Origin of the sequence: Prevotella denticola, from assembly GCF_900454835.1 — a bacterium.
Lineage (GTDB): Bacteria > Bacteroidota > Bacteroidia > Bacteroidales > Bacteroidaceae > Prevotella > Prevotella denticola.
In genome coordinates this window covers 886,888-907,630 of the sequence record NZ_UGTM01000002.1, presented here as the reverse complement: position 1 = coordinate 907,630, position 20,743 = coordinate 886,888, and the positions used below count along the sequence as shown (strand labels likewise).

Sequence of the window (20,743 nt, the reverse complement as noted above, 5' to 3'; positions counted from 1 at the left end):
TAGGATAATATCGGTGAAAGAAAAAGATAGGAATAAATCAATGGTGTGTACCTCCAGACAGGAATATCGGTGTTATGGAAGTTGCGGGTTGCTGTACCTTATGGCAGACATACTTTCTGAACAAGTGAGCTTCCATGCTGTCCAGCAGAAAGGCGAGGGCGATGATTGCCGAGAGCGGATAAAGCGGTGCATAACCTGTCAATTCATTATCTTTGACCATTGCCTTCTCACCTGCACACATTTCATCAAGGTGCAGGTTGGAAGATTTCTGTATCACTTGTAGCTTGCCGTTAAGTTTCTTCCATGTCACACCGAAAAACCTCGCAAGTTCTCCCTCCGTCATGGCTATCTCGCCGCCTCCCTTGCGGATTACCTGCATATTGCCGCTCCAATCAAGGCGACTACGCTCCATGCCAGTCTTTGGTCTGTTTGTTGTATTCATGCCGTTTCCTCCTTCTTATATGCTAATATGTTCAAGGGTTCATTTCCCACCAGCTCTTTGTTTTTCTTTTCCTTTGAGGAAAGTTTGGCGATGAGCCTGTCCATGTCTTCCGAAATCTTGCAGTCCGTCACCTGTGCATAAATCTGCGTGCTTGATATGGAAGCATGCCCCATCATCTTGGCTATGCTTTCGATGGGTATTCCTGCACTAAGGCTCATCGTGCCGAAGGTGTGTCGTGCCATGTGGAAGGAAAGCCTTTGGCTGATACCGCAAGCCTTGCCCACAATGTACAATTTGCTATTCATCACGCTACGGCTGCTATCAGGATGAAAGACAAAGCCGTCGCCTTTTTCTTTCATCGTCTGCTCGTCCTGTCCTGTTGTTAAGTCGTTGTGATTTGCTTTCCTGCAATGGCTGATGATAGTTTCCGCTATTGGGTGCAGCGGTACGACAAACTCCACCTTGGTCTTCTGTCGCTCCTTGCGGATATATTTCTGTCCGTCCGCTGCGGTTTGGATATGCTTGTATTGCAGGGTTTCCATATCCGCAATAGCCAGTCCCGTGAAACAGGAGAAAATGAACATCAGCCTTGCCTGTTCCGCCTCGCTGTCATTCATCCTCATAGCCATGAGCCTTGCCACGTCGTATTTTTGTAAGTATCGTATATTCTTATCCTCTTTCTCATACTTGGCATTCTCAAAGGGATTACAGCGTATGATGTTCTGACTGACCGCACGGTACATCAGCCGACTCAGCCAGCAGAGATAGTTGTTGATGGTCGTTCCTTTCAGTCCACGCTTTTTGAGGTAGAAACGGGGTTCTTCAAACAAGTCCTCCGTGATTGCCCCAATGGAAGCCCAACCAGGGAAATAGCCAGAATCCTGCTTGTAAGAATACTTTGCATCGAACTTGTGGGCTGGAATAAACTGGTGGTCAAAGTCTAAGTCAACATGACTGCCTACCTTTATAAGCCCCATCCTCCGTATCATCCGTAAAAGTAAGGTGTTCAGCTTCTCTGCAGTGTTGAAACTATACGACTTGTCGGAGGTCTCGCTCTTATAGACAATATTCTTTTCGGCAAGCTCCTTTAGTCCACGTCCCACAGTGTCGGCACCGGGTAATAGCGTGTCAGGTCTCTGCTTGAACTGCCCTATAAGCACATTGATGTCCTCAAGGCATTCTCCACCACAAAGGTGGCTGAAGAAGAGAGAGCCGAAAATACTTCCATGGCTGAATGCTTTGCCGCTACTTCCACGTTTACCCAATACAGATTCGGTAAGTTTTTCAAAGCCCAACTTTGAGAAAACGTCCATGATGTGATAAATTCCTCCGAAAGAAGCGATATTCTCGTTTTTAATTGCTACCTTTGTCATGTCAAATTTTTGCTTACTTGTTATGTTTGCAGCACCAAGATAGGTGAAATTTCTGACATATCCAAGTGTTTTGAGAACTTTGTTTCTCAGGCACTTGGAGTTCTCACAAGAATTTATGCTGCGGAATTAAGGGATTTTATAACCCAAGACAGAGTCTAAAATAAATAAACATGGATACAAAATTTTACATTGATACAGAAGCCAATGATGATGATGCTTATAAATTGGCAATGCAGTTTGCCTGTGAACTTGCAAAAAAGGATTCTTCGATAAAAAAAATAGTTCTTTATATTCACACAAAGCAAAATACTGGTTGGTTTGAAAGATTGTTTGGTTCAGAAATAGTTAAGAAGTTATTTAATGGTTTAAAGTTTACCGATTGTCCAGTCCCATTCAAATTTGAGACTAAGTTGACTTATAAAAATGCAATCCATGGTAATGCATCAGATATTGTAATATGTTGTGGAATTGACTCTGATGATTTATTAAAAATTGATGATTATCATTCTGTGAAATATATTATTGCGATTCCTTGGTTAAGAAAATTAACAGATAAATGGATAAAAACTTGGAGTGCTATTGAGATTTCGGGCAAAGAAAAAAAAGAAGAAGCATTTCCTGAACCGAGTTGCATAGTAAAACGTGCAATGCAACAATTGACAGCTTCAATAAATATGTCGACTGGAATATCACACCCAAAGGATAATGATAGAGCTAAGACCTTTATTAAGGCTTTGCATAAGTACGAACCAGAGTTAAATGCAGACATTATTGGTTCATATTTAGTTAGAGAATTACATTGGGAAACAAGACACGCTAAGGATATAGAAAAATTAATTGAGACATTAAATAGTGGTAGTTTCTTTAAAGGTGGAGAAAAAACTGGATTACAGAATTACTATAAAAGGTGGAAAAATGAATGTAAATAAGCACAGCGCATAACAGGCAAAAAGGAAAACGTCCCTTGCCGTTTCCATTTCCTCCTCCAAGTCCTCGAAGCGGAGGACCTTCAACTTGTCCAATGCTTCCCTGTCAAGAGCCTTTGGCAGTTTGTTGTCTCCCTTTGATATTTTCGCCTTGTCAAAGAAGAGCGTATCTGCCAACCCCTCACGGTATGCCAGCCTGCATACCGTTTTCAAGAAGGTGGCGGCATTATAGAACGTACATTCCTGAAAGCCACACTCACCCACAAAGTACTGTCCGAAATCGTAGATAAACTGCTCCGTGAGTTGTGAGAAAGCCAAGTCCGATACCTTGTACTTCCTTTGTATAAATCTCTGCAAATGGATTCGGGTGGAATGGTAGCCGTGTATGGCTCCTTCCTTGATGTCTATGCCAACATGACTTTCCTTCTCCTTGATGAGCATGTCCAGCCTTTCGGTGAGCATGCAGCGTGCCTGTACGCTGCCTTGAAACAGCCCCTTCACATCGGTTGCGTCAAATGGGCAACCTTTGGATAGCAGAGACTGATAGGCAACCTGAATGGAAACAAGCAAGTTCTCCAGCCTGCCGTTCACCTCCACCGCCTCACGGCTCTTGCCGTCCATTCTACTTTCACGGGGATTCCACAAATCGGGGTTACAGGACAGCTTGCAGCTGAACTGCGCAATGGAACGACCGATAGTAATGCGCCCCATAATCGGAGCCTTACCCGACTTGTCCAGACCGCTCTTTTTGAGGTAGAGCAGCACCTTCATTTTCTCTGTTTTCATACGCCTTAATTTTTATGGGCAAAGTTACCCGAATTAAAGCGTTCTTCACTTATGCAGAAAACTGCCGACCGAAGCAACAGCCACACGGGGCGAAAATAATTCAGTTACCTGACATTGCTCCGTCGTTACCTATGGCAAAATAGGGTAACGGTTTAGTAACTGAACTTCTGCCTGAATCTGCATTTTGCTGCCCTTTGCGAACAGGGAAATTTTATGCAAATCGTTCCGTTTTATGCTCATTATCAGTCAGTTTACACCAACTTCGTTTTTTCTTCATTTTCAAGGATTAGTTGCGCCCCAAGTAAGGCTTGGTTGGGATGCAAGTAAGCGTTAGTTGAATCCTTATTAGTGCTTAGTTGCCATACAGGTAAGCATATGTACGGATTCTGCAGGTATGGTAAGAGAAGTTTACATCTGCAAATGTAAACTTCTCTTACCATGCAAGTCGGGTCATGGTCTCTATGGATACGATGTGAGATCTGTTGTCACAGGCAGGCGACGGTCAGCCCTGCCATGACTATGCTGACCATGCTCATGAGCTTGATGAGGATGTTGAGCGACGGTCCGGAGGTGTCCTTGAAGGGATCGCCGACGGTGTCGCCCACGACAGTTGCCTTATGACAGTCGGAGCCTTTGCCGCCGAAATTGCCTTCCTCAACGTGTTTTTTCGCATTGTCCCACGCACCGCCGGCATTCGACATGAATACGGCGAGGGTGAAACCGGCAGCCAGGCCGCCGACCAGCAGGCCCAGCACTCCGGCAACCCCCAGCACGATCCCCACGACAACAGGGATGATGATGGCCAGCAGGGATGGGATGATCATTTCGTGCTGTGCGCTCTGTGTACTGATTTCTACGCATCGTCCGTAGTCGGGCGTGCCTGTTCCCTCGAGTATTCCTTTGATCTCACGGAACTGACGGCGCACCTCGGCCACCATCTTTCCGGCAGCCCTGCCGACAGCACCCATGGTGAGGCCGCAGAACAGGAAGGCGGCCATGGCACCGATGAACGCACCGACAAGCACCTTCGGGTTCATCAGATTCACTTGGAAGAAGTTCATGAAATCGGGGATAGTCGCCTTTGTGGCATCTATCGTTTCACCGGCAACGTTGGTCATCTGCTCTCCGACGCGTGCCATGGCAATCTTGATTTCTTCGATATAGGAGGCCAGCAGTGCCAGTGCCGTCAGTGCGGCCGACCCGATGGCGAAGCCCTTGCCTGTGGCGGCGGTTGTGTTGCCCAGTGCGTCGAGGGCATCCGTGCGGTGGCGCACTTCCTCTCCCAGCTCGCTCATCTCGGCGTTGCCACCGGCATTGTCGGCAATAGGTCCGTAGGCATCCGTCGCCAGGGTGATGCCCAGGGTCGACAGCATCCCGACGGCGGAGATGCCGATGCCATAGAGGCCATGCTGGATGGATGCTGCCGACATGGACATATCGAATCCGTTGGCACAGAGGTAGCTCAGCATGATGGCTGCCGATATGGAAAGTACGGGGATGCAGGTGGAAATCATGCCTGTTCCTATACCTTTTATGATTACCGTTGCCGCACCGGTCTGGCTTGCCTCGGATATGTCTCTCGTCGGACGGTAGCTCTGGGAGGTGTAGTACTCCGTTGCCTGACCGATAACCACGCCTGCCGTCAGACCGGCGATGACCGAGAAGCTGACACCCAGCCAGTTTTCCAGTCCGAGAAGATACAGGATTACGAAGCTGGCGGCTGCGATGAGCAGGGCGGCCGTGTTGGTACCGAGTCCCAGGGCATGCAGCAGATCCTTCATTGTCGCCCCTTCTTTAGTCCTTACCAGGAAGATGCCGAACAGGCTGAGGAACACACCCACGGCGGCGATGAGCATCGGGGCGATGACGGCCCGCAGCTGCATATCACCCGCCGAGGCGGCAAAGGCAGTTGCGCCCAGGGCTGCCGTGGAGAGAATCGAACCGCAGTAGCTCTCGTAGAGGTCGGCTCCCATGCCGGCCACATCGCCGACATTGTCGCCCACGTTGTCGGCGATTGTCGCCGGATTGCGCGGGTCGTCCTCGGGGATGTTCGCCTCCACCTTACCCACAAGGTCAGCTCCCACGTCGGCCGCCTTCGTGTAGATGCCGCCGCCTACACGGGCGAACAGTGCCTGCGTAGAGGCACCCATACCGAAGGTCAGCATGGTTGTCGTTATGGTGATGAGCATCTCGCTTGTCGTCATCTTGTCCGAGTAGAACCAGGTCAGGACGATGAACCACAAAGCAATGTCAAGCAGTCCCAGGCCGACGACGACCAGTCCCATGACTGCTCCGGAGCGGAAGGCGATCTTGAGTCCGTCGTTCAGTCCTTTCCGTGCGGCATTGGCTGTTCGGGCACTGGCATAGGTGGCTGTTTTCATTCCGAAGAACCCGGCCAGTCCCGAAAAGAACCCTCCTGTCAGGAAAGCGAAAGGAACCCAGGCGTTCTGTGCGTTGAAACCGTAGGCCATGATGGCGAAGACAGCAGCCAGAATGATGAATACGATCAGGACGACCTTGTATTGCTGCTTCAGGTAGGCCATGGCTCCTCGGCGCACGTATTCAGCAATCTCTCTCATGCGGGGTGTGCCTTCCTCGGCCTTGATCATGGACTTGAAGAAATACCATGCCATTCCCAGCGCGCACACGGAAGCAATGGGAATGAGCCAGAATACTTGTGGAATGTGTTCCATATTCAGTATGTTTTAGGTTATTGTAATAGATGCCCCTTTCTGTCCGCAAATATATAAAAAAATATCGGATGCAAGTGTTTTTATCCTTTTTATTTCTGAATGTCTGATCAAAAAAGCCCCCCGTCCCTTTCATTCTCTTTGCAGAGAGTGGAAAGGGACGGGGAGCTTTTTAGGGGGTAAGTCCGGGCGGTGTGTGCCTGTGTGTTGCTTCCGGAGGAGGATGGGACGGCAGCTCTTTCCGCCGCTTGCTCCATCAGCAATTCCGGCTTCTGATGCAGGCAATATTCTGTGGATGGGCTACAGAAAAGTCACTTCACCGAAGAATTCCGGACAATGGAAGTCGGGAGCGGGCAGACTGATGGGATTCCATGAAAGGAAATGGGGCTGACGTGTCTTGTCGCCGCATTTATAGAAGTTGGCTCTTACCGTCTGTCCGGAGAGATTCTTCAGCGTATGACGGAAGAACGAGCTGGCGGGCACGGCGAGCGCAAGCTCCCATGCCTGTCTTCCGTCTCTCGTTCCGAACGGTTCGCATCCCAGGGAGGCCCAGCGGTCGATGTCCGCAAGTGTTCCGTGAGAGGCCGGCGTACGGTTCTCACGGCCCTTTCCGTTGCAGAGCAACACCGTCCCGATGCAGTTGGTCTCGAGGTTGTAATAGCCTCCTTCTGTATCCGGACAGCAGAAGAACTCGCAGCAGGAGTCTTCCCAGACAGGACCCAGGTCGGCCCCCGAAACGGCTCGTACGCAGTCTTCTTCTACCTTGTAATGCAGCAGGAGACAATCGCCCTTATGGGCAATGGCAAACTTTACATCCGGATAATATGGATAATCTGAAGGCCAGTCCACCGTGTCTATCCTGTGGTAAGCTACCCCGTTCTTCCTGAAAAGGGCCGGAATGTCAGCGGCCTTCACCTGCCGACAGCCCAGACGTACTGCTTCTATCCGTTTCATAGCTTCAAGGTTTTCTCGACAAACTCCGCCATCATCCGGTCATGACGGCGTACGTCACGGTAGAGCAGGAGCTGGTTGCGTGAGCGGACAAGATTGTGCTCGGGATATTTTATCTTGTAATAGATGTCGCCGTTGATGTAATCAGTCAGGAAACGGACACACTGCATATAAGGGAAGAGTGCCACGGCGTAAGGCAGATGGCCTGTCTCTACCGGTGTCAGGAAGCTGCCTGCCGAACCGAGATAGCCCTCGGTAAACGAACGGAAAATATCCTCTTTCAGACCTACCGACTGGTAGTCGTCGCTGTCTTCTGCCACCCGGTTGGCACCTGTACGCAGGAAGTCGCCGTAGTCGGAGAAGACGAAGCTCGGCATAACCGTGTCGAGGTCGATGACGCAGAGAACCTTTCCGTCGGCATCAAACAGCATATTGTTCACTTTCGTGTCACAGTGGCAGATGCGCTTGGGCAGTGTCCCCTTACGGTAGAGCCGTTCGGCAAGACACATTTCGTCGGCACTGCATTCCAGCTCGCCGAGGATGTCACGTACCGAGGCGACACGTCCCATCCTGTCTGCCTTCACAGCTTCCTGCAGCTGGCGCAGACGGAGTTCCATGTTGTGGAAGTCGGGGATTGTCTCACCCAAAGGCTCTTTCAAGTCTACCAGCATCTGCTCGAAGTTGCCGAAGGTCTCGCCACAGCAGAAGGCATTCTCCGGGTTCACTTCTTCCTTGGTGCAGGTATCAGGGATGAAGACGCTCATGCGCCAGTAGCGTCCGTTGCCGTCCTTGTAATAGGTCTTGCCAGCCGAAGTCTCTATGAAGCGCAGGCACTTGCGGTCGATGTCCTGCTCGCCCTGTGCCTCCAGCTTATGGCGTATATGTGCTGTCACCGTCTCGATGTTGTGCTGCAGCAGGTCTACATCGGTGAAAACGGTGTCATTGATGCGCTGCAGGATGTAGTCGGGAGTGTCAGTCCCCACAGTGGTCACATGCAGCGTTTCGTTGATCAGTCCGTTTCCTATCGGACTGACGCTTTCGACAGCTCCTTCGATGCGGAACTGTGAGACGACATTGATGAAATCGAGCATGGTTTTATTAGGTTTTATTTGAAGATTGTTTGTTTTGAGGAAGGAGTCATAGGGGGCAAGAGTGTTAGAGAAGTTAACGCTCTTGACCCCTCCAGCCTCCTACGGTCTGTCTGCCGGTTTTACGCCGAACCGAGAAGGCTTGCTGCCCATCGTCAGCTCGAGCGTGCCGCCGCAGGCGATGTCCTTGAAGTCGATGTACGAGCGGGTATAGGGCTTGCCGTTCAGCCGGGCACGCTGGACATAGATGTTCTCCGGGCTGTTGTCATGCGCCACGACACGGAATGTCTTGCCGTTTCCCACGTTCACGGCAGCTTCGTCGAAGAGCGGCGATCCGATGATGTATCTGCCGCCGGCCGGCTCCACCTGATAGATTCCCAGTGCCGAAAGGATGTACCATGCCGACATCTGTCCTACGTCCTCATTGCCGCTCAGACCGTCGAAGTCGTCGTGATACAGGTTCTTGAGCACGTAGCGTATCTTCTCCGCACCTTTCCATGGCTGTCCCACATAGTTGTACATATATAATATATGGTGGCTTGGTTCATTGCCATGTGCATACTGGCCGATCAGCCCCGTGATGTCCGGTGAGGCATCAGCTCCCATGTCGCCATGGACGATGAAGAGGGAGTCGAGCTTTGACACAAACGGCTTCTCACCGCCGAAGGCAGCGACAAGTCCGTGTACATCATGCGGCACGAGCCATACATACTGCCAGGCATTGCCCTCGGTATAGTCGTCCTGGCGATGGACGGTGCTGAACGGATCGAACGGTTCACGGAACTTCCCGTCCGAAGTCACGCCCCGCATGAACTTCGTCTTCCGGTCAAAGTAGAAGTCACGGTACGACTGGCTGCGTTTGTGGAAATACTTGTAATCATCCGTTCTGCCCAGCTGCCTGGCGAGCTTTGCTATACAGGCGTCTGCCAGTGCATATTCCAGTCCCTTGGCAACTGTCTCACGTTCCGGGTCGAGGTCGCAGGGAATATATCCGTATTTCTTCAGCAGTCCCATGCCGCGTTCGTCACGCATGGCAGAAGCCTTGGCGGCTTCAAGCACTGCACGTTTGTCCACATCAAAGCCTTTCAGGGCAATGTCCACGAGGATGGGAATGCCCGGATTGCCCACCATGCAGTCTGTCTCGTTGCCCATCAGATGCCATACCGGCAGCTTGCCTTGCTCTTTGAAGATGTGCAGGAACGTCTGGGCAAGATCGCGCTGCATTTCCGGATGGATGATCGTCATCAGCGGGAAGGCGGCCCGATAAGTGTCCCAGAGTGAAAAGGTGGTATAGTCGGTGAAGTCGCCCCGGTGTGTCTTTCCGTCTGCCCCACGGTATTCGCCGTTGACGTCATTGAATACCGACGGTGCAATCATCGTATGGTAGAGTGCCGTATAGAATATGCGCTTTGCGTGTTCATCTTCCGTCTTGACGGCGATCTTGCCCAGTTCACGGTTCCATTCGGCTTTCGCCTGGGCAACAGCATTGCGGAAATCCCATCCGGGAAGCTCCTGCTGCAGGTTCTGCCGGGCATTTTCTACACTCACAGCAGAGATGCCCACCTTTACAAGGAGGGGCCGGGCGGTGTCGTCAAGGGCATAGACACCGATGGTGTCACGTTCGTTTTCCTGCAACCTGACAGGCTGCGAGAACTCTGCCACGAAATAGACACGCTGGTCCTTGGCCCATCCCGTAGACATACGGAAGCCGCTGATGGTCTTGTCCGACTCCTGCTTGAAGCTGCACGAGGTCATCCTGTCCCATCCGATACCTTGTGCGAGGTTCAGTACGACATACCCTTTCGCCGCATCGGCAGGGAAGGAATAGCGGTGGAAAGCCACGCGCCGGGTCGCCGTCAGCTCCACGCGCACGCCGGAAGCCAGCATCACCGAGTAGTAGCCGGGGCTGACGTGCTCGGCACGATGGGCGAACTTCACCTCCCGCTGTGCCGGGTCGGTGACCGGCAGCAGGGAGATGTCTCCCAGGTCGCCGATACCTGTTCCGCTGAGGTGCATCTGCCCGAATCCGATGACCGTCGAGTCGCTGTAATGATAGCCGGAACACCAGTCCCAGCCTTGCTTCTTCTGTGTAGGACCCGCCTGAATGTTTCCGAACGGAACATTGGCTCCGAGGAACACATGGCCGTGTCCGCCTGTTCCGATGAACGGGTCGACATACTGCGTGTAGTCCTGCGCAAAGGCGAAGAGAGCGGCGGCGGTAAGCACCGCCAATGTTAAGAACCTTTTTCTCATATCTTGAATTGTTTTTAATCTCATTGTCTGATCCGTCAGCTGATGAGGCTGTTTTCCGTTCCCGGATGTCATGCTTTTCCGGCCGGCTGTCAGCTGTCTGTTGTCCCGGCACATGAAGCCTGTGGCTGTCCCGGTATCTGGGAATGCTGTTCCCAGCCGTTGGGAACAGCATTCCCAAGCGTTGGGAACGGGATTCCCGACCGGTTGGGAATATGGCGGAAAGCTCTCCCGTTTATCCTTTCCCGCAGCTTCTGATGATTCTGTTGACAATCACCTCATCGGTGAATATCCATGCGTCTTTCTCACGGGAGAGTGCCCTTATGCGTACATAGCGTCCCTTGGCGTTACCCTTCCACTGGTAAGGATAGACAAGATAGGCCTCTTTTGTCTTTACTCCCGGCTGTGCGGTGTCAATCGTTTTGTAGTTCTTCCCATCGTCGGAGACCATCAGCTCAACGGATGCCGGAGCATAGATTACCGCATCGTACTGGTGCATGAAGTCGACTTCCACGTCACGTATCTCTGTCACCTTGCCCATATCGACGACGACATCCATGCCGGTACTGTCTATGAAGCCCTGCCAGCGTCCCTCAAGATAGCCCCAGTCGCCTCGCAGTCCGTTGGTCAGCGTGCTGTCGCCTTCCGCCCTGTATTTCTCTGCATAGCGTCCCAGGTAAGTGACGGGGCGGCCCATTGCTTCGTGTTGTGTTATGCTACGGCTTTCGATGCGTGAACCCTTCTCCTTTGAGAGGTCAAAGGCATTGTAGCCCGCACGTCTCAGTCGGTCGACATTCACAACTGCTCTCTGGCGGAAATTGTCGTATCCTGTGCGCTGCTTCGTCCATCCTGTCTCTGCCAGAGCCAACAGACGAGGATAGAGCATATACTCTAAATGGCCGGGTTCGGCGATGAATTCCGTCCAGACACAGGCCTGCACGCCATCCATATACTTCTCAAGACTGGTTCCTTTATACTTCGCTGGGATGGGCTCATAATTGTAGGTCTTATCCAAACGGGTATAACCTCCCTGTGCCTTCGGCTGTTCCATCGGATTGTCCTGATACATATTCAGATAATAGAACTGCTGCGGTGCCATCACTACATGGTGCTTGCTTGTTGCAGCCTCGATACCTGCTTCAGTCCCACGCCATGACATCACGGCTGCGTTAGGAGCCAGTTTGCCTTCCATAATCTCGTCCCAACCGAGGAGTTTACGACCGTTACGGTTCAAGAACTGTTCCATACGATGGGTGAAATGGCTCTGCAACTCGGCTACATCCTTTAAGTGATTTTCCTTCATCATTCTCTGGCAGTCAGGACAAGTCTTCCATGTGCGACGCTCTGCCTCGTCTCCTCCGATGTGGATATACTTGGAGGGGAAGAGTTCCATCACTTCTTTCAGCACGTTTTCCATGAAGGTGTAGGTGGCTTCCTTTCCTACACAGAGGTCTGACTGTGTGTAGGGTTTGCCTGTACACGACAGTTCCGGATAGGCGAAGACCACCTCGTCGCTGTGTCCGGGCATCTCAATCTCGGGGATGATTTCTATGTGACGTGCTGCCGCATAGCGTACGATATCCTTGATGTCCGCTTGTGTGTAATAGCCACCGTATGCTCCCGGTGTTCCTGCCGGACAGTAACGGCGGTCCTTGTCCATCCACCAGCAGGTCCAGTCCGACTGTGTCCGGTAGGCCGTTTCGGCTGTCAGACGAGGGTACTGCTTCACCTCCATGCGCCAGCCGCCGCCGTCAGTGAGATGCCAGTGGAAACGGTCGAGCTTGAAATAAGCCATCGCATCCAGCTGTTTCTTGAGGAACTCCTTCGTCCAGAAGTGGCGGGAACAGTCGATCATCAGCCCCCGGTAAGCGAAACGAGGCGTGTCCTTGACTTTTACGCAGGCTATTTTCCCGTCTTTCTCCAGCTGACGGACGGTCTGCAGGCCGTAGAACAGTCCCGTAGGTGTCAATGACTGGATGGTAATTCCCTTAGGTGTCACCTCCAGCTCATAGCCTTGCAGGCGCACGCTGTCCATTGCCTGTGCAGCCTGTTGGGCTGTCCCCTTGCAAATCAAGCGAAAAACGGCTTGTTGAGAAGGGTTCTTCGCATAAACCAAAGGATGGCTCATTACCTCAGAGGTATATTGGTTAAGCACCTTGAAGTCACTGCCTGTAAGATTGGTCACGATCTTCAAGCCCTTATTCAGCTTGAATTGACCCTTCAAAAGACTGATATGCTCAGGTTGTGGGATGATGTTCTGAGCTGCAACAGGCATCGGAACGGCAGTTGACAGCAGCAGGAAGGCTGCACTCAAAAGGATATGTTTTCTCATCATATACGGTAAATGTCGTTTTTGTTTCTTAGGTTTGACAATGCTGTCGGGAGGCTTATTTCAGATAGAACTTCAATGTTCCGCCCTTCAACAGTTCGTCGTTCGTGATTCGGTACCGGTTCAGCGGCTTCCCGCCCAGTTCCATCTTCCGGATGATGACGGCCTCGGCAGAAGGGCGCACGGTCTCTATGACAAGCTGGTCTTTTCCCCATTGCTCCTTGTCCAGGCGGATGGTCACCTTGTCGAAGACCGGCGACGTCAGCGTGTAAGACGGGTCGCCGGGACAGTCGGGATAGAACCCTATCATGTTGAATACCGCCCAGGCCGACATGGTCCCCGTGTCGTCGTTGCCGGGAATACCCTCCGGTGCATTCTTGAAGTACTCCTTCAAGAGCCTGCGGGTCAGCATCTGTGTGCGCCATTCTTCCCCCTTGAAATAGGAAAAGAGGTAAGGGTAGGCAATGTCAGGTTCGTTTGCCGGGTCGTAATAACCCTTGTCGAACACGCTCTGGAGCTTGCTGACAAACGCTTTCCGTCCTCCCATGAGCCTGGCAAGTCCCGTCACGTCGTGCGGAACATAGAACGTGTAGTTCCAGGCATTGCCTTCGTGGAAGCCGGGGGACGGCTCGAAGTTCTCTCCCTGACGTGGGTTGAAGGGCTTGTAGAAAGTCCCGTCGGGCATCAGAGGGCGCAACATGCCGTACTCCTTGCTGAAGTAATGGCGATAACCCAAAGCACGGTTGTGGAACAGGCGGGCATCGTCTTTCTTTCCCAATGCCGCTGCCAGTCGTGAAAGGGCGTTGTCGGCAATGTAGTATTCGAGGGCATGGGAGACGGAGTTGTCGAACTGCTCGTGCAGGGCGACATATCCCTTCTCTATGTACTCATCATTATCCGGACGCAGAGGGTTGTCGCTTCCTTTCGTCAGAGCCGACTTGCGGAACGCCTCGTAAGCCCTGTTGATGTCGTAGCCGCGCAGTCCTTTCAGCCACGAGTCCGTGATGACAGGGATGGCCGGATCGCCTTCCATCGTGTAAGTTTCTCTTCCGAAGAGTTCCCATTTCGGCATCCAGCCGTGTTCGTCGTACATGGAAATCATCGTGCGGATCATGTCGCGCTGCCGGTTCGGGTAGACGAGTGTCAGCAGCTGATGCACGTTGCGGTAGGTGTCCCACAGCGAGAAGACCGTATATCGGTTTCCCTCCTTCACCGTGCGGATGTCGTTGCGCTCCATGGCAGGGTACTGTCCGTTGACATCCTGTAGTATGTTCGGGTGGATGAGTGTGTGATAAAGTGCGGTATAGAATATGGTCTGTTCCGTCTTCGTTCCTCCTTCGACGAGTATGCGGGACAGATCGTCGTTCCATTTCGTGCGTGCTTCGGCACGGATGGCATCAAAGTCCTTGCCTCGCTGTTCGGCATCAAGGTTCTCACGGGCGTTCGCCATGCTCACGAACGATACACCCATCTGCACCTCCACCTGGTCGCCGGCCTCGGTATCGTAGTCCATCCATACGCCGATGTCATCGCCTGCGAGTTCCTTCTGGTAGGTCTTATAGAGTTTGTACTTGCCGTTGTCGGCATCCCATTCCGCCTCTACGCCCGTCATCGGCCGCTGTTTCTTCCAGTAGCCGGCTGCTGAAGGCTTCTTGCTGACACGCATCACGAAGTAGATGGGGAAGACAGCCTGCGGGTTGTAACAGAATGTTCCCTGCAGCTTCACGCCCTCCCATTCCGTGTCGCTCACCTTCTTTACCATTGCTCCCGTCTCGTTGGTCAGTCCCTCGCCGAGGTTCAGCAGGACGTGGCTCTCACCTTTCGGGAATGTGAAGCGGGCAACGGAACTGCGGAGAGTGGCTGTCACCTCCGTCGTCACATCGTATTTGACAAGGTGGTTGGAGTAATAGCCGGGCTGGGCAGCCTCCTTGTCGTATGTACTGCCATACTCCTTATAGTCTACGTTCAGCTTTCCGGTCGTAGGCATAAGCAGCAGTGAGCCGACCTCCGGGCAGCCCACACCGCTCAGATTGACATGAGAATAACCCGTGAAAAAAACGTTGTGGTACTCGTAGGGTGTCGACCACCAGCGTGCATCCTTGTCGTATTTGTTCAGGTCGGAGCCCATCACGTTGAACGGTACCACCGACATCAGGCCGTTGGGGCACACCGCCCCCGGGTTGGTAGTACCGAAGTTGGATGTGCCGATGAAAGGATTGACGAGGTCGACAGGCTCTTCTCTTTCCCTGCCTGCTGCCTCCAGCGAGAGGAAAGAAAGGGACATGAGAAGCCCAAGGAGAAAGTTATGTTTCATGTGAGATGATGAAGGGGAATGATGATTGGTGGGTAGTAAATGCCGGATGTCGGGGGATTGCTGATGGAGAGTGGGTGATGAAAGACCGTGCATGGCATACACGCTGTAAGGACAGACAAAGACATCTGTCCCTACAGCGTGGGCAAGGCTTCTTTATAGAATGCTGTTGTTCTTCGTGAATGCTACGATCTCCTTGATGTACCCGAAGGCCATTCCGACAACCGTGTCAGCCGCACCGTAGTAAACGGCTACACGTTCACCGTCCTGCAAGGCGGCACATGGGAAGACGACGTTGGGCACGTCGCCCTGCAGTTCATAGGTCGCTGCAGGTGCCAGAAGGTAAGGACGGGTACGATAGAGCACCTTTTCCGGATGGTCTTTGTCGAGAATGGCTGCCCCCATTGAATAGCGGAAGCCGTTGCAGGTGTTGATGACCCCATGATAAAAGAGCAGCCAGCCCTCATCCGTCAGGAAGGGGACAGAGCCGGCGCCGATCTTCGTACACTGCCATGCACTCTCCGGAAATGGCGTCACCTTCATGACACAACGATGTTCGCCCCAGTACTTCATGTCAGGACTGAAGCTGATGTAGATGTCGCCGAAAGGTGTATGGCCATTGTCGCTCGGACGGCTCAGCATGGCATACTTTCCGTTGATTTTCTCGGGGAAGAGCACGCCGTTGCGGTTGAACGGCAGAAAGGCATTCTCGCACTGATAGAACTTCTTGAAATCGAAGGTGTAGGCAATGCCGATGGTCGGACCGTGATAGCCGTTGCACCAGGTGATCCAGTAGCGGTCATCAATCCATGTGACGCGCGGGTCATACTTATACTCTGACTCAATCATCTCGGTGTTGCCAGCCTCAAACTTGATGGGTTCGTGATTGATTTCCCAGTGGATGCCGTCCTTGCTGAAGCCGGCGAAGATGTTCATCTGCACCGCTTTGTTGTCGCAGCGGAACACACCTGCATAACCGTCTTCAAAAGGAACGACGGCGCTGTTGAAGATACTGTTTGATGTCGGGATATGGTAACGGCCGATGATCGGATTCTTAGAATAACGCCACATCACGTCCTTGCATCCCTCCGGGCGGTCTTCCCAGGGAAGAATATCTTTTAAACTTTTCATTGTAAATAGTTTTATGCTTTTAGTTCTGTAAACTTCGATACATAATAATTACAAGCAAAGTTAGTGTTTTACTTCAATAACAGACGAGTTTTTATTATTCGTTAAGCAGGGGAAACACTTCTTAACAGGGGTGTCAGTCGTGTTCTCCTTCGTTTTTGGATATGTTCCGGAGACCGTTTTTGTTTTTTTCCTTTCTGTCTTGTCGGTTTTCTCAAGGTCGGTTCTAAACCTTGTTTTTGTTCTGTTTTCGATGTGTTCTGTAAACGAGGTAGTCACCGTCTGCATGAATGGTGAATTCGGTTGTGAGTGCCTCGTTAAGTGTTCCCTGCCACATTTCCTGAAAAGGATAGGCATCCCATTTGAGGCCTTCGCTTGCCAGCTCTTTGCAGGTTGCGTTGTAGATGCTCACCTGCTGTCCGGGGAAAGAACCGAAACGGGTTGTACCCGATGCCGGGACAAACCAGCCGTAGTCCGTTACCATCACCGGGTCGATTCCCAATTGTCGATGGTAATAGAGCATGAGGGAGATGTTGCCCAGCGTGTGGTCCTCCCGCTTTCCGGTCGTTCCGAGGTAGCAGAAACGGGGACGGATGTGCGTCGAAGCATCCATCTGCAGGTGCGAGCGGGCGAAGAGCGTCGCCTTGGTGAGGTCGTTAAACTCCTGCTCGGATATCTGGTGATAGATGTGGGCATAGCGTTGCTTCAGTGCGGCAGAGAGGGAATCACCGTCTCCGACGACAGCCGCCGGTTCTATCTCGTACTCGAGAAGTTCTTCCAGTGCGCCGTCGCACACGACAAGGTTGTCGGCTTCTCGCAGTATTCGGAGAGGAATGACATGATAGGGGAAGTCGCCGGCTGCAAGAATGACAGCCTGAAAACCTTCGGCCAAAGTCTTCCCCAACCCTGCAGAGAGGAGTTGAGAGCTGACAGGCTGTCCGCTGCCTGTCTCTGAAAGAAATGTGGACACTCCCGTTTTGATGTTGTTTATCATTTGTTCTGGCCTTTTATATGTGTTTTGAATGTGTTTGACTCCTATCGCATTGTCCGTCATGGAGCCTTGAGACAATCGGGGTTGACCTGCCCCGGCGAATACCGTGTTATACTTTTTCAGTCAGGTGTTCCCTCGCTTCTCCGTGGGATGGAGGCATCTCTTCCACTTGAAGTATCCTGCTACGGCAATAACAGCGTACAAAGCATACAGCCCTGCGGTGAAAGGAATCTCCTTATACAGATAGAGGCCTGCCAGTTCCACATCAACAACGATCCATATCCACCATTGTTCGATGTATTTCTTTGCCAGCGCCCACAGTCCGATGAAGCTGAGCGCGTTGCCGAAACTGTCCCATACAGGGACGGTAGAGTTGGTGAAATGGATGAGGACAAGATACAGTCCACCCCAGAGCAGGAGGAACACAAGGATGGAGGGCAGTACCAGGCGACGTGGATAGTGTGTAATGGGAATCTCCCTCTCCCCCCCTTCTTGGGTCCGAATTTCCAATAGAGGAAACCATAGATCGCTGCCAATGTATAGTAGATCTGCATACCGAAGTCGGCATACAGTCCGGCTTCGTAATAGACGAACATATAGATGACAGGCATGATGATTCCTGTCAGCCAGAGCCAGATACTCGCCTTGTATTCCTGATAGATGTAAATGAGGCCGACGAGACAGCCGAACATATCTAATGTCATGATAAAATAGAAATAAACAACGACGCAATCACCTCCACAGACCGCTAACCAGCCTCTCTCCTCCTCCCCGGAAGGGATGGGGGGAGAGGCTTCTCTTTCTAAAACTTCAGCGTAACATTTCCCATCATATTGAATCCGGCCATTGGGATGAACCCGATCTGCGTGTAACGGTTCTCGTTAGGGTGACCGTTGTTGTCGAGGATGGAGGTGTAGACCCATCCGCTGGCAGCATAATGGCGGTTGAAGATATTGTTGAGGTTCACACCGAACACAGCTTCTTTCAAGCCGGCAATGTGCTTGGTAGGACGGAGGCTATAGCTGAGGTTGACATTCGTCTGTGAATAGCATGGCAGCGAACGCGTCATGTTCTCTGTATTATCCAGATACTGACGACTTACGAAGTTTGTATGCCATACAGCCTCAAAACCTTTGTAATGGAGATTGAGCATACCATTTAGTATGGCTGATGGTGAGAATGCCAAAGTAGAGTGGTTGTAATGAATCTTACGGAATGAAGACTCCCAATCTACACTTGCCATCTCGTCAAAGTCCTTGATGATATTACGGCTCAGGGCAGCGTTACCCTCAGCGGTCAACCATGACAGTGGGCTCCAGCCTGCCTCCAACTCAGCACCCATACGATAGCTGTCCTTGATGTTTGTAGTCAGATTCACACCGATATCACTCTGCGCACCAGTCTGTACAAACTGGTTGTTATAGTCCATATAATAGAGGTTCACCCCTGCTCTCCAGTTGCGACCATTGTATTGATAGCCCATTTCGATATCCATCATACGCTCTGGTGATGGTGCAGGATAACTACCGTTATTGGTGAAGTTATTACGTTCTGGCTCACGACTGGCATGCGCAATAGATGCATAAGCCTTGTGACCACCACGATAATAGCTGATTCCTGCTTTCGGATTGACGAAGTCATAACGCTCGCTGATGTCTAAGAGCTGGTTCTGATAGCCACTTCCGACTTTATAGAAACGGTCGTTCTGACCATCGGTCATATACTCCACGTGGCGAATCTGTAAGTCCATAAACACGTTCCAATAGTCTGCAAAGTTGTATTTTGCCTTGAAGAATCCGCTGTAATCATACTTATGTGCATCAGAGTCATAATACTTATAATCCTTCCCACCAGCACGATACTTCGCATCCGCCTCCTCATTCTTTATATAAGTGAGGTAGCCGAAGTGGCTGCCACGGAACTGCTGAAGGTTCAGACCGCCCATTACATCCCAGTTCCCGTCTTTGTAGTTGCTCGTATAAACAAGGCCGTATGTATGCTGTGACAATCCTTTACGGCGTACGAAGTCGGACTTCTTGACAAATTTACCGTTGCTGTCCGTGAATGTCAAGCCGAATTTCGCAAATTTCGTGTTATGCTTGAATTCACTGTAATAGCCGTAACCATAGGTATAATGCAGGGTTACATGATGACTCCAGTGGGCGGAAGGATGGAAGGCAAACGACAGGAGGTTGTGGTTCTGGTAGAAATTATCCGTCGTCTTGTTCCAGAAAGAACCGTCACGCATCGTGTAACGCTCTGTCTGATAGTTTCCGTCGGCATCCTTGACGAAAGCCCCGCCGGCATCGGTCTGCAGATATTCATAGAGCTGGTTGAATTTCCCCAGCCCTCTGTCGTACAGGTCCTTATAGGTCGTGATGCCTGTCCTGACACCGTAGGTGCCATCCATCAGGCTCAAGTCATTGCTGCCCGTAACGACACCGTTCCATGCCTGTCCTGTCTTCTCGAAGTTGCCGATGTTCTTGTAGCTGATGCGGAAGTTGTCGTCCAGCCAGGTCAGTCCGCCATAGTAAGAGCCCGACCGACCGGCGGTGCCGTGTACATAGCCGTCGGTAGCGGTTTCATGGTAGGCTCCGTCGAAAACAAGGTGATTAGACAGCAGGCCTGTGGAGAACTTCACACCGGCATTATAGGTGTTGTATGAACCATAAGAACCGCTCACTTCCACGCTCGGTTTTCTGCCCGGTGTACTTGTCGCCATTGATACAGAGCCGCCGAAAGCACCGTCTCCATTGGTCGATGTGCCGATGCCGCGCTGTATCTGCACGCTGCCCATGAGTGAGGCGTAGGAGTTCATGTTGGCCCAGAACACCGTCTGGTCCTCCGGCGAATTGAGTGCCACACCGTCCAGTGTGATGTTGATTCGGCTGCCTGCGGCACCTCGGATGCGCATGGCTGCCGTACCGGTCCCGAGGCCGTTCTCACCCCAGGCCAGCACGCCCGGTGTCCGTGCGAGGAGGAAGGGGAGCTCACGTCCGCTTTTGGAGAACGATTCGAGTTCGTCTTTCTTGATATTGGCTACGGCATAGGGTGCGTTTTTCTGGACGCGCACACCCGAGACTACTACTTCGTCCAGCTGCTGTTGCTTCAGTGTGTCGGTCGTGGTCTGTGCCTTTGTTGCTGCCACGCACGTCAGTGCAGCAGCGAAAAGAATGATTCTTTTCATATCTCTCAGGGATATTAAGATAGAAATAAAGGGGAGTCTCCCTACGACGGCATTATCCGTTTCAGGTCAATGGGTATAATCTCAGCAAGCCCAAACAGGCAAGCACCCCTTAGCTTCCATTCTGGAAACCGGTGCAAAGGTAATACTTTCTTGTCATATGTCCAAATGAACCCGGGATAAATACCTGTAATCCCACTTCATTCAATCTTACAATTACCTTCATTGAGAAATTGCACCTGTCAGTTTTTTGTCGATGTATTGCCAATTTCTCTGGCAGTATGTCCCCAATTT

The 20,743-nt window shown here is 51.7% G+C and carries 12 protein-coding genes and 2 pseudogenes; 1 reads left to right on the top strand and 13 read right to left on the bottom strand.

What is annotated here, in order from left to right; all coding sequences use genetic code 11:
* Positions 1–37: 37 nt before the first annotated feature.
* Positions 38–442 carry a hypothetical protein gene (locus DYH27_RS11830; protein WP_025067611.1) on the bottom strand — a complete coding sequence of 135 codons (405 nt, stop codon included), beginning with the start codon at positions 440–442 and terminating at the stop codon, positions 38–40.
* The gene (locus DYH27_RS13620) at positions 439–1,815 is read right to left on the bottom strand and encodes a site-specific integrase (protein ID WP_025067610.1); all 1,377 of its coding nucleotides are present in this window, start codon (positions 1,813–1,815) and stop codon (positions 439–441) included. The genes DYH27_RS11830 and DYH27_RS13620 overlap by 4 nt, the downstream gene beginning before the upstream one ends.
* Before the next feature lie 170 nt (positions 1,816–1,985).
* On the opposite strand from DYH27_RS13620, the gene DYH27_RS11815 reads away from it, so the two are divergent.
* On the top strand, positions 1,986–2,744 hold the full coding sequence (locus DYH27_RS11815) for a hypothetical protein (RefSeq protein ID WP_025067609.1): 759 nt from the start codon (positions 1,986–1,988) through the stop codon (positions 2,742–2,744).
* A 9-nt stretch (positions 2,745–2,753) separates the two neighbouring features.
* On the opposite strand, the pseudogene DYH27_RS11810 reads toward DYH27_RS11815, so the two are convergent.
* From DYH27_RS11810 to DYH27_RS11760, 11 genes and pseudogenes are all read right to left on the bottom strand, one after another.
* Positions 2,754–3,527, bottom strand: a pseudogene (locus tag DYH27_RS11810) (phage integrase SAM-like domain-containing protein); the annotation flags it as partial.
* Between the two features lie 485 nt (positions 3,528–4,012).
* A complete protein-coding gene (locus DYH27_RS11805) occupies positions 4,013–6,220 on the bottom strand; it encodes a sodium-translocating pyrophosphatase (protein WP_029216654.1) in 2,208 nt (735 codons plus the stop codon).
* Positions 6,221–6,517: 297 nt separating this feature from the next.
* On the bottom strand, positions 6,518–7,171 hold the full coding sequence (locus tag DYH27_RS11800; protein ID WP_025067608.1) for a carbohydrate-binding family 9-like protein: 654 nt from the start codon (positions 7,169–7,171) through the stop codon (positions 6,518–6,520).
* On the bottom strand, positions 7,168–8,259 hold the full coding sequence (locus DYH27_RS11795; protein ID WP_007367399.1) for a phosphotransferase enzyme family protein: 1,092 nt from the start codon (positions 8,257–8,259) through the stop codon (positions 7,168–7,170). Before DYH27_RS11795 ends, DYH27_RS11800 begins: the two co-directional genes overlap by 4 nt.
* A 99-nt stretch (positions 8,260–8,358) precedes the next feature.
* A complete protein-coding gene (locus tag DYH27_RS11790; protein ID WP_029216653.1) occupies positions 8,359–10,509 on the bottom strand; it encodes a GH92 family glycosyl hydrolase in 2,151 nt (716 codons plus the stop codon).
* 232 nt (positions 10,510–10,741) lie between these two features.
* Complete coding sequence (locus DYH27_RS11785) at positions 10,742–12,841, bottom strand: glycoside hydrolase family 20 protein (RefSeq protein ID WP_036860757.1); 2,100 nt, start codon at positions 12,839–12,841, stop codon at positions 10,742–10,744.
* A 52-nt stretch (positions 12,842–12,893) separates the two neighbouring features.
* On the bottom strand, positions 12,894–15,149 hold the full coding sequence (locus DYH27_RS11780) for a GH92 family glycosyl hydrolase (protein ID WP_025067607.1): 2,256 nt from the start codon (positions 15,147–15,149) through the stop codon (positions 12,894–12,896).
* Positions 15,150–15,302: 153 nt separating this feature from the next.
* Positions 15,303–16,277, bottom strand: coding sequence for a glycoside hydrolase family 130 protein (locus DYH27_RS11775; RefSeq protein ID WP_004353840.1), 975 nt, complete (start codon positions 16,275–16,277; stop codon positions 15,303–15,305).
* Between the two features lie 223 nt (positions 16,278–16,500).
* Positions 16,501–17,268 (bottom strand): thiamine diphosphokinase, encoded by a 768-nt coding sequence (locus DYH27_RS11770; RefSeq protein WP_025067606.1) that lies wholly within the window; start codon positions 17,266–17,268, stop codon positions 16,501–16,503.
* 120 nt (positions 17,269–17,388) lie between these two features.
* Positions 17,389–17,969 (bottom strand): annotated as a pseudogene (gene pnuC, locus DYH27_RS11765) (nicotinamide riboside transporter PnuC).
* A gap of 98 nt (positions 17,970–18,067) precedes the next feature.
* Positions 18,068–20,452 (bottom strand): TonB-dependent receptor, encoded by a 2,385-nt coding sequence (locus tag DYH27_RS11760; RefSeq protein WP_025067605.1) that lies wholly within the window; start codon positions 20,450–20,452, stop codon positions 18,068–18,070.
* Positions 20,453–20,743 lie beyond the last annotated feature (291 nt).

Bases quoted from the DNA above. Each gene is read 5' to 3' on its own strand.
- DYH27_RS11830 (WP_025067611.1), bottom strand. From the start codon at position 442: ATGAATACAACAAACAGACCAAAGACTGGCATGGAGCGTAGTCGCCTT.
- DYH27_RS13620 (WP_025067610.1), bottom strand. From the start codon at position 1,815: ATGACAAAGGTAGCAATTAAAAACGAGAATATCGCTTCTTTCGGAGGA.
- DYH27_RS11815 (WP_025067609.1), top strand. From the start codon at position 1,986: ATGGATACAAAATTTTACATTGATACAGAAGCCAATGATGATGATGCT.
- DYH27_RS11805 (WP_029216654.1), bottom strand. From the start codon at position 6,220: ATGGAACACATTCCACAAGTATTCTGGCTCATTCCCATTGCTTCCGTG.
- DYH27_RS11800 (WP_025067608.1), bottom strand. From the start codon at position 7,171: ATGAAACGGATAGAAGCAGTACGTCTGGGCTGTCGGCAGGTGAAGGCC.
- DYH27_RS11795 (WP_007367399.1), bottom strand. From the start codon at position 8,259: ATGCTCGATTTCATCAATGTCGTCTCACAGTTCCGCATCGAAGGAGCT.
- DYH27_RS11790 (WP_029216653.1), bottom strand. From the start codon at position 10,509: ATGAGAAAAAGGTTCTTAACATTGGCGGTGCTTACCGCCGCCGCTCTC.
- DYH27_RS11785 (WP_036860757.1), bottom strand. From the start codon at position 12,841: ATGATGAGAAAACATATCCTTTTGAGTGCAGCCTTCCTGCTGCTGTCA.
- DYH27_RS11780 (WP_025067607.1), bottom strand. From the start codon at position 15,149: ATGAAACATAACTTTCTCCTTGGGCTTCTCATGTCCCTTTCTTTCCTC.
- DYH27_RS11775 (WP_004353840.1), bottom strand. From the start codon at position 16,277: ATGAAAAGTTTAAAAGATATTCTTCCCTGGGAAGACCGCCCGGAGGGA.
- DYH27_RS11770 (WP_025067606.1), bottom strand. From the start codon at position 17,268: ATGATAAACAACATCAAAACGGGAGTGTCCACATTTCTTTCAGAGACA.
- DYH27_RS11760 (WP_025067605.1), bottom strand. From the start codon at position 20,452: ATGAAAAGAATCATTCTTTTCGCTGCTGCACTGACGTGCGTGGCAGCA.